At 61.1% G+C, this 16,685-nt stretch carries 12 protein-coding genes; 7 read left to right on the forward strand and 5 right to left on the reverse strand.

All coding sequences use genetic code 11. The features are described 5' to 3' along the window. Positions 1 to 116 precede the first annotated feature (116 nt). From ACZZZ4_RS08560 to ACZZZ4_RS08580, 5 genes are all read right to left on the reverse strand, one after another. Positions 117 to 653 (reverse strand): DUF3299 domain-containing protein, encoded by a 537-nt coding sequence (locus tag ACZZZ4_RS08560; protein WP_463547622.1) that lies wholly within the window; start codon positions 651 to 653, stop codon positions 117 to 119. A 93-nt stretch (positions 654 to 746) separates the two neighbouring features. Beyond that, on the reverse strand, positions 747 to 992 hold the full coding sequence (locus ACZZZ4_RS08565) for a GlsB/YeaQ/YmgE family stress response membrane protein (protein WP_039757291.1): 246 nt from the start codon (positions 990 to 992) through the stop codon (positions 747 to 749). Between the two features lie 111 nt (positions 993 to 1,103). Next, positions 1,104 to 2,186 (reverse strand): 5-(carboxyamino)imidazole ribonucleotide synthase, encoded by a 1,083-nt coding sequence (locus ACZZZ4_RS08570; RefSeq protein WP_463547623.1) that lies wholly within the window; start codon positions 2,184 to 2,186, stop codon positions 1,104 to 1,106. 10 nt (positions 2,187 to 2,196) lie between these two features. Further along, positions 2,197 to 2,688 (reverse strand): 5-(carboxyamino)imidazole ribonucleotide mutase, encoded by a 492-nt coding sequence (purE, locus tag ACZZZ4_RS08575; protein WP_007920220.1) that lies wholly within the window; start codon positions 2,686 to 2,688, stop codon positions 2,197 to 2,199. A 332-nt stretch (positions 2,689 to 3,020) separates the two neighbouring features. Further along, the gene (locus ACZZZ4_RS08580) at positions 3,021 to 3,929 is read right to left on the reverse strand and encodes a LysR substrate-binding domain-containing protein (protein ID WP_122748256.1); all 909 of its coding nucleotides are present in this window, start codon (positions 3,927 to 3,929) and stop codon (positions 3,021 to 3,023) included. Between the two features lie 180 nt (positions 3,930 to 4,109). Here ACZZZ4_RS08580 and aspA point away from each other — a divergent pair, with 180 nt between their 5' ends. The 7 genes from aspA (at position 4,110) to ACZZZ4_RS08615 (ending at position 16,672) form a co-directional block, all read left to right on the forward strand. Beyond that, a complete protein-coding gene (aspA, locus tag ACZZZ4_RS08585) occupies positions 4,110 to 5,534 on the forward strand; it encodes an aspartate ammonia-lyase (protein ID WP_016772472.1) in 1,425 nt (474 codons plus the stop codon). Positions 5,535 to 6,091: 557 nt separating this feature from the next. Continuing rightward, positions 6,092 to 7,540: an alanine/glycine:cation symporter family protein gene (locus tag ACZZZ4_RS08590; RefSeq protein ID WP_039757286.1), complete on the forward strand. Its 1,449-nt coding sequence runs from the start codon at positions 6,092 to 6,094 to the stop codon at positions 7,538 to 7,540. A gap of 171 nt (positions 7,541 to 7,711) precedes the next feature. Continuing rightward, entirely contained in the window at positions 7,712 to 8,716 is a 1,005-nt protein-coding gene (locus ACZZZ4_RS08595) for an asparaginase (RefSeq protein ID WP_415761047.1), read from the forward strand. 172 nt (positions 8,717 to 8,888) lie between these two features. Next, positions 8,889 to 9,884 carry an AraC family transcriptional regulator gene (locus ACZZZ4_RS08600; protein WP_415761046.1) on the forward strand — a complete coding sequence of 332 codons (996 nt, stop codon included), beginning with the start codon at positions 8,889 to 8,891 and terminating at the stop codon, positions 9,882 to 9,884. Between the two features lie 256 nt (positions 9,885 to 10,140). Next, positions 10,141 to 11,166, forward strand: coding sequence for a histone deacetylase family protein (locus ACZZZ4_RS08605; protein WP_133335582.1), 1,026 nt, complete (start codon positions 10,141 to 10,143; stop codon positions 11,164 to 11,166). Beyond that, the gene (locus ACZZZ4_RS08610; protein WP_463547624.1) at positions 11,163 to 12,257 is read left to right on the forward strand and encodes a polyamine ABC transporter substrate-binding protein; all 1,095 of its coding nucleotides are present in this window, start codon (positions 11,163 to 11,165) and stop codon (positions 12,255 to 12,257) included. Before ACZZZ4_RS08605 ends, ACZZZ4_RS08610 begins: the two co-directional genes overlap by 4 nt. 137 nt (positions 12,258 to 12,394) lie before the next feature. Beyond that, positions 12,395 to 16,672, forward strand: a complete 4,278-nt coding sequence (locus tag ACZZZ4_RS08615) for a dermonecrotic toxin domain-containing protein (protein WP_463547625.1) — start codon at positions 12,395 to 12,397, stop codon at positions 16,670 to 16,672. The last annotated feature ends 13 nt before the right edge of the window (positions 16,673 to 16,685 follow it).

The raw sequence follows: 16,685 nt of genomic DNA on the forward strand, positions 1-16,685 counted from the left end.
CTGGGGCCTGCTGCGCAGTCCAGCGGGGATAAATCCCTCGCCACAGATAAATCCCCTCACCACAGATAAATCCCCTCACCAAAAAGGCTCGCTCCTAAATTTATGTGCGGCGCGCTTTAGAGGTCAGCCTCCTGCACCACCCGCACCTTGTCTGCCTCCAGCGCATACGCTGCATCAGCCAAGTCATTGCTGACCTTCTCGATCTTCAGCGTGCCGGTCACCCACAGCGGTGTGTAGATGTCGTCCAGCTTCAAGCCCTTGGGATATCGCACCAGCACCAGTTGATTCGGCGGCGGTGGCGGCACGTGGATGCAGGCGCCCGGATACGGCACGAGGAAGAACAACGTGCTGCGGCCCTTGGCATCGGACTCCAGCGGCACCGGGTAACCGCCGATGCGGATGTGTTTGTCGTTCATCGACGCCACGGTTTTTGTCGAATACATCACCGCTGGCAGACCTTTGGCCTGCTTCATCCCGCCCTTCTCGGTGAAGGTGCCGGTGGCTTCGGGCGAGTTGTGATCGATTTCAGGCATGGCCTCAAGGGCCTTTTGATCCGACTTGGGCATCAGTTCCAGCCAGTCGGTTTCCGGCAGTTCGCCGGCGTGGGCGAGATAGCTGCCCAGCAAGAGGAGAGTCAACAGAAGACGGCGCATGAAGGTGCTCGGCAGGCAAAGGAATGGACGGTGAGTCGCCGCGCATTCTAGCCCTCCCGACCGCGATGGCCGAGAGGGCTTTGTCGCTTTCGATCAGTTCTTTTTGATCAGACCGTAGATCACCAGCAACACGATCGCGCCGACCAGTGCGCCAAGGAAACCTGCGCCCTCGCCTGCCTGATAGATGCCCAGAGCCTGGCCGCCGTAGGTGGCCGCCAGCGAACCGCCGATACCGAGCAGGATGGTCATGATCCAGCCCATGCTGTCATCGCCCGGTTTCAGGAACCGAGCCAGCAGGCCGACGATCAAGCCGATAAAGATGGTTCCGATAATTCCCATGGCATTTCCCTCTGATTTGGTAGATATGCCAAAGCCTAGACAGACTTTGGCATCCTGCCATGAGAGAACGGCGGCCCCTGAATGGTTCCGCCGCTGCCACATGAAACTGTTTTACTCGGCGATCAGCGCTTCGACCTTGATGATCTGCGCCTGCAGCGTGGCCATGTCGGCGCAGCGCAGGTTGGCGTGGCCGACCTTGCGTCCGGCCTTGAACGCTTTGCCGTAGTGATGCAAATGGCAGTCTTCGATGGCGATGACTTTCTCAACCGGCGGTACCACGCCGATGAAGTTGAGCATCGCGCTCTCGCCGACCTTCGCGGTCGAACCCAGCGGCAGGCCGGCCACGGCACGCAGGTGGTTTTCGAATTGACTGCACTCGGCGCCTTCGGTGGTCCAGTGCCCGGAGTTGTGCACGCGCGGGGCGATTTCGTTGGCCTTCAGGCCACCGTCGACTTCGAAGAACTCGAAAGCCATCACGCCGACGTAGTCGAGGTGCTTGAGCACACGGCTGGAATAATCCTCTGCCAGCGCCTGCAACGGGTGATCGGTGCTGGCTACCGACAGCTTGAGAATGCCGCTGTCGTGGGTGTTGTGCACCAGTGGGTAGAACTTCGTTTCGCCATCGCGGGCACGCACGGCGATCAGCGACACTTCACCGGTGAACGGCACGAAGCCTTCCAACAGGCAGGCAACGCTGCCCAGCTCGGCGAACGTACCGGCAACCTCTTCCGGCTTGCGCAGGACTTTCTGGCCCTTGCCGTCATAACCCAAGGTGCGGGTTTTCAGCACGGCCGGCAGGCCGATCGAAGCGACGGCCGCGTCCAGGTCAGCTTGCGACTGGATGTCGGCGAAGGCCGGGGTCGGAATGCCGAGGTCCTTGAACATGCTCTTTTCGAACCAGCGGTCACGAGCGATGCGCAGGGCTTCGGCGCTCGGGTAGACCGGCACGAATTGCGAAAGAAACGCCACGGTTTCGGCCGGGACGCTTTCGAATTCGAAGGTCACCAGATCGACTTCATCGGCCAACTGACGCAGATGATCCTGATCGCCGTAATCGGCCCGCAGGTGTTCGCCCAGCGCGGCCGCACAGGCGTCCGACGCAGGGTCGAGAAAAGCGAAGTTCATCCCCAGCGGAGTGCCCGCCAGGGCCAACATGCGACCCAACTGGCCGCCACCGATTACACCGATCTTCATCTCAACAACCTCAGGCAATACGTGGGTCTGGATTGTCCAGGACGCTGTCTGTCTGCTCGGCACGGAAGGTTTTCAGTACCGCGTGAAATTGCGGGTGCTTGGCGCCGAGGATGCTCGCCGAGAGCAGCGCGGCGTTGATCGCGCCGGCCTTGCCGATAGCCAGGGTGGCGACCGGAATGCCTGCCGGCATCTGTACGATCGACAGCAGCGAATCGACGCCCGAGAGCATGGCCGACTGCACCGGCACGCCCAGCACCGGCAAGTGGGTCTTGGCCGCACACATGCCAGGCAAGTGGGCTGCGCCACCGGCACCGGCGATGATCACCTCGATGCCGCGACTTTCAGCCTCTTCGGCGTACTGGAACAGCAGATCCGGGGTGCGGTGAGCGGAAACCACCTTGACCTCGTACGGGATGCCGAGCTTTTCCAGCATATCGGCGGTGTGGCTAAGGGTGGACCAATCGGACTTGGAGCCCATGATCACGCCAACCAGTGCACTCATCGTCGCGCCTCTTCTCTCTGGAGCGCCCGCAGGCGCGTCATAAAACAACAAGCCACGCAGGTTGCGTGGCTTGATTGTACGAAAAATGGCCGGACGTGCCGGCCGAAGGCCGCGCAGTATACCGCAAAGAAAGCAATAAACAGCCCCCGAAACGACCATCTGTCAAATGAGCGAAACGCCCGGTTTTATTGACCTTGCGGTCAGCGAAAAGACATCCCCCGATCCCTGTGGGAGCTGGCTTGCCAGCGATGGCGTCGCATCAGTAAAAAGAGAGGGTGACTGAACCACCGCAATCGCTGGCAAGCCAGCTCCCACAGGGTTCTTCGATGGGGTCAGGTGTTTTGTGCAGCACCGCCCTCAAGCTTGCGCCACAGCAAGCGCACGTTGGCCTTGCGCACCAATGCGCAGCGGTACAGGCGGATCTCCAGCGGCACATGCCACTGCGGGCCGCCGCACACCACCAGCTCACCGCGGGCCAGTTCGGCGCGTACGCTCAGTTGCGGTACCCAGGCAATGCCGAGGCCTTCCAGCGCCATGCTTTTCAGGCTGTCGGCCATGGCGGTTTCGTAGATCGTGGTGAAGCGCAACTGGCGCTGGCGCAGCAGGCCGTTGACCGAACGGCCGAGAAACGCCCCGGCGCTATAAGCCAGCAAAGGCACGCTCGCCTCGCCTTCCAGATCGAACAGCGGTTTGCCATCCAGATCCGCCGCGCACACTGGCAGCATTTCCGTCTGGCCGAGATGCAGCGACGGGAAGATTTCCGGGTCCATCTGCATCGCCGAATCCGGGTCGTAGAACGCCAGCATCAGATCACAGCCACCTTCGCGCAGTGCATGCACGGCGTCGCCAACGTTGGTGGCCACCAGCCGCGTGGCGATGTTCAGCCCTTCGTTGCGCAACTGGGCGATCCAGCGCGGAAAAAAGCCCAAGGCCAACGAGTGCGCGGCAGCGACTTGCATCACTTCACCCTGCCCGCCTTCCAGATGATGCAGATGGCGCAGCACTTCACCGAGTTGTTCGACCACGGTGCGCGCGGTCACCAGAAACAACTGCCCCGCCGCCGTCAGTTCGACCGGCGTGCGCGAGCGGTTGACCAGGGTCAGCCCCAGTGCCGCTTCGAGGCTGCGGATCCGCCGACTGAACGCCGGTTGGGTCACGAAGCGCCGTTCGGCCGCCTGCGAGAAGCTGCGGGTGGCGGCCAGGGCACTGAAGTCCTCGAGCCATTTGCTTTCCAGATTCATCACGTCCTCCCGGACACGCACCAAAACAGGTCACACGTCTGCCGCACAGGCGGCGTCACATGGGCATTATGCCGAATGTGCATAGGGCAGCGCTTAACAGCATTGGCCCAAAAATCCCCACAAGCCTAGCATTCGCAGCGTTCCGGCACAGACCGGGTCCTTATCGAGATGATTTCTATCATGTCCTCCGCTGCATCTTTCCGCACAGAAACCGACCTGCTTGGCGCCCTTGAAGTACCGGCCCATGCGTATTACGGCATCCAGACCCTGCGAGCGGTGAACAACTTCCGCCTCTCGGGCGTTCCGATTTCGCATTACCCGAAACTGGTTGTGGGCCTGGCGATGGTCAAACAGGCCGCCGCTGACGCCAACCGCGAGTTGGGTCACCTGAGCGAAGCCAAGCACGCTGCCATCAGCGAAGCCTGTGCCCGATTGATCCGCGGCGATTACCACGAAGAGTTCGTGGTCGACATGATTCAAGGTGGCGCCGGCACGTCCACCAACATGAACGCCAACGAAGTGATCGCCAACATTGCTCTGGAAGCGATGGGCCACGAGAAAGGCGAATACCAGTACCTGCACCCGAACGACGACGTGAACATGGCGCAGTCGACCAACGACGCTTACCCGACGGCGATCCGTCTGGGTCTGCTGCTCGGTCACGACGCGCTGCTGGCCAGTCTCGACAGCCTGATCCAGGCCTTCGCGGCCAAGGGCAAAGAGTTCGACCACGTGCTCAAAATGGGCCGGACCCAACTGCAAGACGCCGTGCCGATGACCCTAGGCCAGGAATTCCGCGCGTTCGCCACCACCATGGGCGAAGATTTGGCGCGCCTGAAAACGCTGGCCCCGGAACTGCTGACCGAAGTCAACCTGGGCGGCACCGCGATCGGCACCGGCATCAACGCCGACCCGCGTTATCAGGCACTGGCCGTTCAGCGTCTGGCACTGATCAGCGGCCAACCGCTGGTACCGGCTGCCGACCTGATCGAAGCGACCTCCGACATGGGCGCGTTCGTGCTGTTCTCCGGCATGCTCAAGCGCACCGCGGTCAAGCTGTCGAAGATTTGCAACGACCTGCGCCTGCTGTCCAGCGGGCCACGTACCGGCATCAATGAAATCAACCTGCCGGCGCGTCAGCCGGGCAGCTCGATCATGCCCGGCAAGGTCAACCCGGTGATCCCGGAAGCTGTGAACCAGGTCGCGTTCCAGGTCATCGGTAACGATCTGGCGCTGACCATGGCAGCCGAAGGCGGCCAATTGCAGCTGAACGTGATGGAGCCGCTGATCGCTTTCAAGATCCTCGACTCGATCCGCCTGCTGCAGCGCGCCATGGACATGCTGCGCGAGCACTGCATCGTCGGCATTACCGCCAACGAAGCACGCTGCCGTGAACTGGTCGAACATTCGATCGGTCTGGTTACCGCACTGAACCCGTACATCGGCTACAAGAACGCCACCCGCATCGCCCGTATCGCTCTTGAAAGCGGCCGCGGCGTGCTGGAACTGGTGCGCGAAGAAGGCCTGCTCGACGAAGCCATGCTCGCCGACATCCTGCGCCCGGAAAACATGATCGCCCCGCGTCTGGTTCCGCTCAAAGCCTGAGCCGACGCGAACTTGCAGCACCGCTCACCAGGTCGAGGGACTAGACACCTCTCACCTTTTGAGGGCTTGGGGATTTTGTCCCCGAGCCCTTTTTTTAACTGTTTATTCTGAGACCCGAATGTAGGGGGACTGAACAATATGGAGGTGAGCCCTTGTGGCGAGGGGATTTATCCCCGTTGGGCTGCGAAGCGGCCCCGATACCAACAATAAGGATGTACCAGAAACACCGCGTGCAATGGTTTAAGACTGCTTCGCAGCCGAACGGGGATAAATCCCCTCGCCACAAACGCCAAGTGTTTCAAAGCTTCGTTTCGTCGCTTGCACCACTACCGTGCAGACGGGCGCGCCACTGATCGGTATAGTGCCGCCCCTCTTCGCGTGAGCGGTCGTCGGTAACGAGGCCATAACCCATGCGAAACCCGAACTAATAACAAAACCCGCGATATGGATCCGGGACGAAACCTTCGCCTCGCCCGTCGTGCCGCGTGCATGCCGGTGTAACACGATGTTTCTCCGATCCAGCATTTGCACCCACAAAAAACAGCGAGGATAAATCCATGCTCGAAGTCATCAACGACTTCCTCTCAGGGAAAGTACTGATCGTGCTCATTGTCGGGCTCGGTAGCTACTTCACGATTCGCTCGCGTTTCGTTCAACTGCGTCACTTCTTCCACATGTTCGCGGTGTTCCGCGACAGCCTCAAAGGCAGCGCCGGGCAACTCAGCTCGTTCCAGGCCTTGATGCTCAGCCTTGCCGGCCGCGTCGGTGCAGGCAACATTGCCGGTGTCGGCATCGCCGTGACCCTTGGTGGTCCGGGTGCGGTGTTCTGGATGTGGGTGACCGCACTGGTCGGCATGTCCAGCAGCTTCTTCGAGTGCACCCTGGCCCAGGTCTACAAGCGCGCCGATGGCGACGGCCTGTACCGTGGTGGCCCGGCCTACTACATCCAGCACGGGCTCAAGCTCAAAGGCATGGCGATCGTTTTCTCTGTTCTGCTGCTGGTCACCTACGGCTTCGCCTTCATTGGCCTGCAGTCCTATACCGTGACCCACTCGCTGCAGAACGCCTTTGACTTCAACCCACAACACACCGGGATTGTCCTCGCGGTGCTGCTGGCCATCACCTTTATCGGCGGGATCAAGCGCATCGCCTCGGTCTCCGACCTGCTGGTACCGATCAAGACCCTGGCCTACATCGGCGTGACCCTGTACGTGATCGGCACCCAGATCGAACACGTGCCGGCCATGCTGGAAACCATCTTCAAGAGCGCCTTCGGCCTCGACCCGGCCTTTGCCGGTCTGCTCGGCAGCGCCATTGTCATGGGCGTGAAGCGTGGCGTGTTCGCCAACGAAGCGGGCTTGGGCAGTGCGCCGAACGTCGCCGCTGTGGCCGCCGTCAAGCACCCGGGCGCGCAGGGCGTGGTCCAGGCTTTCAGCGTGTTCCTCGACACCTTCGTGATCTGCACCTGCACCGCGCTGCTGATCCTTCTCTCAGGCTTCTACACCCCGGGCTTCGAGGGTGACGGTATCGTTCTGACCCAGAACTCGCTGGCTGCAGTGGTCGGTGACTGGGGTCGCATGTTCGTCAGCGTCGCGCTGTCACTCTTCGTCTTCACCTGCATCCTCTACAACTACTACCTGGGCGAAAACAGCCTGCAGTTCCTCAGCCGCAACCGCGCTTTGCTGATGCTGTTCCGTGGCTTGGTGCTGGCGTTGGTGGTGTGGGGTTCGATGCAGGACCTGACGACGGTATTCGCCTTCGCCGACATCACCATGACCTGCCTGGCCTTCGTCAACCTGGTGGCCCTGGCCATGCTGTTCAAGGTCGGCCTGCGGGTGATGCGCGACTACGACGAGCAGCGCCGCGCCGGCGTCAAACAGCCAGTGTTCGATTCGAGCAAGTTCGCCGACCTGGACCTGGATCGCAACGCCTGGCCGGCCAACCCGCCAGCAGCAGCGGGCCAAACTGAAACTGCGCCGCAAGGCGTACCTGCAGCGCAACGCTGACAGGTGAATGACGGGCGCATCCCCTGCGCCCGTCAGTTATTGTGATGCAATAACCTGTAGGAGCGAGCCTGCTCGCGATGGCGGGCTTTCAGCCAACATCATTGTTGAATGACACACCGCTTTCGCGAGCAGGCTCGCTCCCACAGGACCCTCATCGTTTCGGAGAATCCTATGAGCTCGTCGACCTATCCCGCCGCTCAACACGTCATGGTGCTCTACACCGGTGGCACCATCGGCATGCAGGCCAGCGCCAACGGTCTGGCCCCGGCGTCCGGTTTCGAAGCGCGGATGCGCGACTACCTGCACAGCCAGCCTGAGCTGGTGGTGCCGCAGTGGCAATTCCGCGAAATGTCGCCGCTGATCGACAGCGCCAACATGACCCCGGCCTACTGGCAGCAACTGCGCGAAGCGGTAGTCGATGCCGTAGACGTGCGAGGCTGCGACAGCGTGCTGATCCTGCACGGCACTGACACGCTGGCGTACAGCGCGGCGGCGATGAGTTTTCAGTTGCTCGGCCTGCATGCCCGCGTGTGTTTCACCGGCTCGATGTTGCCGGCAGGCGTGACCGACAGCGATGCCTGGGAAAACCTCGGCGGCGCGCTGGGCGCCCTCGGCCAGGGCCTGGCGCCGGGCGTGCATCTGTACTTCCACGGCGAACTGCTGGCACCGGCCCGCTGCGCGAAAGTGCGCAGCTTCGGGCGGCATCCGTTCAAGCGCCTGGAGCGTCAGGGCGGCGGCGTCAAAGCCACTTCAATTCCAGCGTCGCTGAACTATAACCAGCCGAAGCAATTGGCCAAGGTCGCCGTACTGCCGCTTTTCCCGGGCGTCAGCGCAGAAGTGCTGAACGGTCTCCTCGACAGCGGCATTCAAGGCCTGGTGCTGGAGTGCTACGGCAGCGGTACAGGGCCGAGCGACAACCCCGAGTTCCTCGCCAGCCTTGGCCGCGCACGGGATAACGGCGTGGTAGTGGTTGCAGTGACGCAATGCCATGAAGGCGGGGTAGAGCTGGATGTCTACGAGGCGGGAAGCCGCTTGCGGGGCGTGGGCGTGTTGTCCGGTGGCGGCATGACCCGCGAGGCGGCGTTCGGCAAATTGCATGGCTTGCTGGGGGCCGGGCTGGAAACGGCGGAAGTGCGACGATTGATCGAACTGGATCTCTGCGGCGAACTGAGCTGATCTGTCATAACGCAAATCCCCCTGTGGGAGCGAGCCTGCTCGCGAAAGCCATGACACATTCGGCATTCGTGTGGCTGACACACCGCTTTCGCGAGCAGGCTCGCTCCCACAAGGGATTTTTGTACGGCATATAAATTGCTGCGTCCCAGCCACCTCCAGGCTGGAAGACCTCATGCTCCACTCCCACCTCACCACCCTCAATGCGGTCTCGCTGATCCTCAACACATTCAAGGCCCAAGGTCTGTCGAGCGAGGCCTTGCTGGCTGGCAGCGGCATCGTGGCGGCGGATTTGCAGCGAGCCGATACGCGCATCACCACCCATCAGGAGATGCAGGTCTGCACCAATGCGGTCGCGCTCAAGCGTGACATCGGCCTCGAATTGGGCCGGCGCATGCACGTGTCCTGTTACGGCATGCTCGGTTACGCCCTGCTGACCTGTGCCACCTTCGGTGACGCTTTGCGGCTGGCGATCCGTTATCCGGCGCTGTTGGGCACGTTGTTCGAACTGAGCCTGGAAGACGATGGCGAGCAGGTCTGGTTCGTCGCTGCTGATTACCGTGAAAGCGCGGCGATGGCGGTGTTCAACGCCGAATTCTGTCTGGTGTCGCTGAAAGTCATCTGCGACGACTTGCTCGGCCACCCGTTGCCGCTGCGCGCCACGCGCTTCGAACATGCCGCACCGGACTACCGCGCCAGCTACGCTGAACCCTTCAACTCGCCGCTGCACTTTTCGGCCAAGGACAACGCCTTCGCCTTCGACCGCCACTGGCTCGATCAGCCGCTGCCGCTGGCCGACGCCATTACCCATCAAGCGATGGCCGAGCGCTGCCGCAAGCAGAATCTGGAGTTCACCGGACGTCAGGCCTGGCTGGGGCGGATTCGGCAGTTGCTCAGCGCGCAATTGAATGCCGCGCCGGGCCTGGAGGGGCTGGCGCAGCAGATGAAGTGCTCACCGCGGACCCTGCGCCGGCATTTGAAAGACATGGGCAGCAGTTATCAGGAACTGCTCGACGAACTGCGCTTCGAGCGAGCCAAACAGATGTTGTGTGAGGATCAGTTGCCGATCTATCGGATCGCCGAGACGCTGGGCTTCAGCGAGACCGCGAGTTTCCGGCATGCGTTTGTGCGCTGGAGCGGCGTGGCGCCGAGTCAGTTCCGGCCGCATTGATGCTCCCTGTAGAAGTGAGCCTGCTCGCGATGGCTATTTATCATCCAACACATTCTTTGCCTGACAGACCGCTATCGCGAGCAGGCTCACTCCTAGAAACGTTGGTATTTCACCCTTGAGCCAGCGTTATCAAGGGGCGAATTTCGGTCAGAGGTTTTGGCCATATCGATCCCCTTTTGGCCGCTCCCGACGTTCTCCGATTCAAGTTGCGCCGCAACACTGAAGACCACCGGATCAGCCTTGCGGAGAACAACAAATGCTGACGATCTACTCAGACGATCACCACTTGCACCATGGCCGCTGCGAACTTATCGATGGCCAGCTCAAGCCGTGCTTCGAGATGCCGTCGCGTGCCGACCATGTGTTGCAACGCGTGCAGAAGCAAAACCTCGGTGCAGTCGAAGCGCCGAAGGATTTCGGCCTGGAACCGATCGCGCGCATTCACAGCCGCGACTATCTGGAATTTTTCAAAGGCGCGTGGCAGCGCTGGACCGAGTTCAACACCGACGGCGACTTGCTGCCCTACACCTGGCCGGCGCGCACCCTGCGTGCGATCAAACCGACCAGCCTGCACGGCCAGCTCGGTTATTACAGCTTCGATGGCGGCGCGCCCATTACCGCCGGCACCTGGCAAGCGGCCTACAGCGCGGCGCAAGTGGCGCTTACCGCGCAGGCAGAAATCCAGCGTGGCGCACGCGCGGCCTTCGCATTGTGCCGTCCACCAGGACACCATGCCGCCAGCGACTTGATGGGCGGTTATTGCTACCTCAACAACGCCGCCATCGCCGCTCAGGCCTTCCTCGATCAGGGCCACAAGAAAGTCGCGATCCTTGACGTCGATTACCACCACGGCAACGGCACCCAGTCGATCTTCTACGAACGCAGCGACGTCCTGTTCACGTCGATCCACGGCCACCCGGAAGCGGAGTTTCCGTTCTTTCTCGGCTACGACGACGAACGCGGCGAAGGCGCCGGTGAAGGTTTCAATTTCAACTATCCGCTGCCGGCCGGTTCTGGCTGGGATGTCTGGAGCGCGGCGCTGGATCAGGCCTGCGACGAGATCGATCGCTATGGCGCGGACATCATCGTCGTCTCCCTCGGGGTCGACACGTTCAAGGACGATCCGATCTCGCAGTTCAAACTCGACAGCCCGGATTACCTGGCCATGGGCAAACGCATCGCCGCCCTCGGCAAGCCGACCCTGTTCGTCATGGAAGGTGGTTACGCGGTGGAGGAAATCGGCATCAACGCAGTGAACGTGCTGGAAGGTTTTGAACAATGAAAAAGCGACTGATCGCCTCGGCGCTGTGCGCGGCCCTGCTGAGTGCTGGCGCCCACGCCGAAGAACGCACGCTGCGCGTCTACAACTGGTTCGACTACATCACGCCCAAGGCGCTGGACGACTTCAAGGCCCAGAACAGCCAGACCAAACTGATCTACGACATCTTTGACACCAACGAAGCGCTCGAGGCCAAGCTGCTCACCGGCAACTCCGGCTATGACGTGGTGGTGCCGTCCAACGTGTTTCTCGCCAAGCAGATCGAGGCCGGGGTGTTCCAGCCGCTGGATCGCAGCAAGCTGCCGAACTGGAATCACCTCGATCCGAAACTGATGAAGCTGATCGAAGCCAATGATCCGGGAAACAAGTTTGCCGTGCCGTACATGTACGGCACCATCCTCATTGGTTTCAACCCGGCCAAGATCAAGGCAGCGCTGGGTGACAACGCGCCCGTGGACAGTTGGGACCTGATCTTCAAGGAGGAGAACATCAGCAAGCTCAAGCAGTGCGGCGTCGCCCTGCTCGACTCGCCGTCGGAGATTCTGCCGCTGGCCCTGCAACACCTCGGCCTCGACCCCAATAGCAAGAAGCCGGCGGATTACGCCGGGGCCGAAGCGCTGCTGATGAAGATCCGCCCTTACGTGACCTACTTCCATTCGTCCAAATACATGGCTGATATCGCCAACGGCGACATCTGCGTGGCCGTCGGTTATTCCGGGAGCTTCTCGCAGGCGGCCAACCGCGCCAAGGAAGCGAAAAACGGCGTGGTGGTCGACATGCGCTTGCCCAAAGAGGGTGCGCCGATCTGGTTCGACATGCTCGCCATTCCCAAAGGCGCGAAGAACACCGAGGACGCTTACACCTTCATCAACTATCTGTTGCAACCGGCGGTGATTGCCCCGGTCAGCGATTTTGTCGGCTATCCAAACCCGAACAAGGACGCCACTGGCCTGGTCGATCCGGCGATACGCAACAACCCGAACCTGTACCCGACCGACGCTGCCATGAACACGCTGTACACCTTGCAACCGCTGCCTCGGGATGCCGAACGCGCGCGGACGCGGGCGTGGACCAAAATCAAATCCGGGACCTGATTCCCGCGCCGCATCCAGGACCCGCACACGCGGGTCTTTTTTGCCTGGCAGATCTATGTACCGCACGCGCGAACGTAGCGCCTTTTACCTTGCCCTGATCCGCCGGCTTTCGGCGCCCGACAGAGCAGGAATCACTGATGCCCGAACTCCCCACACCCAGTGCCGTCGATATCGTGACCCAACTGGTCACCGGCCCTTCACTCCACGAAGTGGCCGCGAAAACGCTGGCCCCGGCACTGAAGACGCTGTATCCCGACCTCGAGATCGATCCGCAACTGGCCATGATCGTAGAGCCGACGTGGGAGATCGACAATGATCAGGTCTTCGCCGGTCGGCCCAATGTTGAAACGCTGACGGATGCGCTGGTACGCCTCGGCATGACCGGCAAAACCGTGACGTACCTGGACGGCGAGCACTATCTGACCCAGCAGCCCGCGTGGCCTGCCCCCGTTCAACTGCCAGTTAAAATCGAAGCGATCAGCCTGCTGCTCAATGAACTCGCCCCCCTGTTGTTCATCGCTTACAAAGAACAGCACGTCAAATACTGGGATGAGTTCACCTACCCCGGGCAGCCGCGCTGGCAGCAATTGTCGCAAGCGTTGCGCAATTTATGGAAAGCCGATGCCAGCCTTGGCCGGGATGCCACTCAAGCCGCCATCGCCGAGGCGGTTTTCCGGGAGCCCGACAAACTGCAGCGCATGGCCACCGACAAATACACCACCCGCGCCTGCCTGATCGACCTCGACCGGGAGGGCGCCGGACAGAACGCACACATGACCCTGCTCGATATGGCGGTGCTGATTGGTACAGATGCACAACGTACCGTGATTCTCACCCACGCGGTCACCCGGGGTTTCCAGTCCTTCGATTCGCTGCAAGCGCTTGGCGAAGATCTGCAGCAACGCTTCGGCGCAACCCCCGCAGATCCGAAACTCACGTGGCGGCTGGTCGAACCGCAGGGCAACTTTTTCGACCATCAGGCCTGCACCTTGATTTCGATCGAGGCCGACGCCCTGGGCAGAATCAATTTTTTTGCTGATCGGCCGCTCAACCGCGTCTATCCGCACACCGGTACCCAGGGCCAGAGCGCCGAACCAACCCCGCGCCTTGAGGAACATTTCGAACGTCTGCGACCGATGCTGCCGCCGTGGCTGAACGATGCGTCGGCCGTCGATCAGGCGCGCTACAGCCGGCATTTGCTGGACCTGACCACGGTGCAACATGAACACAACGGCAAAACGTTTCAAAGCGAGGTCATCGGCCTGCACGCATACACTCGTGATGCCCTGAAGGAGCAGATGTCGAAGGACCAGCCGAGTGCCAAGGACATCAAGCTCGATGACATCGAGATTACGATCACCAGCCTCGTGGTCTGGGGAACGTTCGTATTGCCCGGCAATACCAGCACGCAGACCCTGACGTTGCCGGAACTGGCCCTGCAGAACCTTGCCGGCCTGCCATTGGGCAACAAGACCGTGAACTACAAAGCTGCCAGCTCAGCGCCTGACTGGATGACTGTGGCCTATCTGGAAAAACTGGTCAGCGCCGTGGATATCGGCAGGACCTATCCGGCGCACCTGAAGGCGCGTCTGATAGACGACGCCGATCAGGCGTCAGCCTTGAAAGCGTTATATACCAGTCAGTTACGCATCGAGCTGCCATTGCTGGCGTTGCAACACAAGATCCAGGGCAGAGCAGACATTGATGATGCGGGGTATCGCTACGTTGCAGCAGCACTGGCGGCGACCGACGCAGAACGATACGTCGATGGTCAGGAAATCGTGGTCCGTCCACTGGCCTTCGTTGCACACCGCAGCAGCTGCGCAGCCGACAGCGTGGCCAATATGTACGTCATCGGCCCGCGCGAGGCGAACAAAGGTCCCTGCCTGCTTTACCGTCCGCTCTTCGAGATGACGTTGATGCAATTCCCCGGATACGCCAACCTCCTCTACGCGATCCAGCATTCGCGACATCTGCGCGATTCGGTGCTGGCGTGGCTGGCCGATGATGTACGTTTCAACTACAGCCAGTTCGTCTTTACCGCCAGGCTGCCATCGATATGGACAATCCCGCAGATGCTGGTCAATCCGACGACGGCTCTGGACATGTCCGGCCCGGTCGCGCTGGGCACACAAGCGCTGACCGGCAATGTGCTGGACACGCTGCATGAGCGCAACGTGAAGGCTCTGCTCACCCAAGCCGACCGCCAATCGGTGTCCAACGCCGAGGCACGCTGGGCCACCCTGAAACAGGGCGGCTGGCTGATGTTCAATGCCGCTCTGCCGTTCCTGGGACGCAGCGTCGGCACGGCGGCATGGATCTGGCAAATCATGGACGATCTGCAAGAGGTTACCGATGTCGCCAACCAGCCGTCGGGCAAGGTCGCATGGACCGCAATTGCCGACATCCTCCTGGCCTTGGGCATGGTGCTCGCACATCGAGCGGCCGTTGGCGAAGCACCGCCACGTGAACGGGTGGCCCAGGCAGAAGAAGAAACAAAGCCCATCAAAGCGGCCGCCAAAGTCCCCAAAGCACTGCAACTGCCAGATATCACCAGCGCTGAACTGCCCGGCGCCCACACTACCTCCATCGACATCATCACCGCACTGAAACGGTCGCCGCAGGCACTGGCCAAGCTCCTCGACGGATTCACCGTCGACCCTCCCAAAGGTCTCGGCGCCGCTGCAAGCAAAGGCACGCACCAAGGCCTCTACGCCCACGGTAAGACCTGGTACGCCCAGGTCGGTCGGCGCTGGTTCGAAGTGATGCGCAACGCGCACGGCAACGTACAGATTATCGACTCGCGCCAACAACCACACCGCATCGGTCCGACGCTGGCCTATTCCGCCAGGGGCGAGTGGGTGATCGATTTGCGCCTGCGTCTGCGCGGCGGCGGCCTGGACTCGGCACTGCAAAAATCCCGGGACAGCAGGCAGGCCGTCGCGAAAGCGCTCTGCGAGAAAATTGCCAGGTTCGATACAACACTGCATACCAAGGAGACCCGCCTGAACGCCGACCGAGATGCCTTGCGCGATGCTCTGCCACAGGCCCGTGCACAGGCACGCACCGAATATCTCGCGACACTGGATGCACAACATCAGGAGTACGCGGCGAACATTCAACAGATCAAAGAGTTGAACCTCAACCAGACTATTCCCAATTACCGCACCGTCATGACCGAGCGCTTGCAGATGCAGTTGTTTTTGGGCCAGGAGTGGCTCAGCGAGCACTCTTCTCAGTTTCAACAGAGTGTCGAGGGTATGCAGACGATGATCGCGGATGGGACCAACGCCGATCCAGAGGCATTCAGTCTGGCGGCCGTGAGCCTGAATGACGTCACTCAAAGCATCATCGAGAAAATGGAGGCCGCACAAGCCTGCTTCGAAGAAATGAAGCTGTTGGGAAAAGACGCTGTGGAGGCAATGCGTGTGTATCAGAACGCCCTGCCGGATTACCAGTTGGATGACCTCAAGGTGCTGCAAATCAGCCTCGCCGAGCGAATATGTATCAAGCCTGGCGACACCGCGGATCATGCCAGCGCTCAACAGGCGTTGGCCGATCTGGTCGAAGACGCTGCACTGAATATCCAGAGCTCGCTGGACCTGAGCGCCGATGAAGGCCTGGGCGATCTGCGCGGACGCATTGACGCCTTGAGCAACGTTGCACAACAGTTCGACTCGGTAGACCAGCGCTTCAACGATCTGGCCAGCGAATACTCCGACCAGCTCCACACTGACCGACTCAAACATGTACAAACGCGGGTGATTGCATTCAAAGCGGCCGCCGACAAACGCCTCGCCGACCTGCTGCGCTACCGGCATTTGCTGGTGCCGCAGGCCGGAACGTCAACGTCATCCGCGTCTGCCTCGAATCGACAGATTTTCCAGACACGATCAAAAGGCACCGTGGTCGGCGAACGCAAGAAAAGCGTCGGTGATAACACGACCGACCTGATGGAAGTTCGCGCTCCTCTGACGGGTGTCATTGCCACTTTTCACGAAGAGTCGCCCGGTGTCTGGGTCGAACAGCGAACGCCGCCTGCACCGACACCAACATCCGCAGCCGACTTGAAGAAAAGCGTTCGCGACGGCCAGGCGCTGATCGATGGTCTGGCGGCATTCCATCGGCGCATCGAGGCGCGCCTCAAACGCGGCGCGCGGATACCGGTGGAGGTCGAGGAGGAATACCACCAGCACGCCGCACTTCTGCGCACGGCCATCGCGGCGATCGACGAATCCCTGACCGCCAAGAACCTTACCGCCGGCCAGCATGAACCCTCCGAAACGCTCAATCACGCGCTCGACAAGGCGGCGAAAAACCTGGAAGAGAAAGGCACCAGCACGCGCATTCGTCTGGTCAAACAGCAGCTACCTACGGCGGCGGGCGTGCAGTGGCTGAAGGAAAAGGGGAAATAACCATCGATAAAAC

It is taken from the genome of Pseudomonas sp. AC252, from assembly GCF_979258105.1.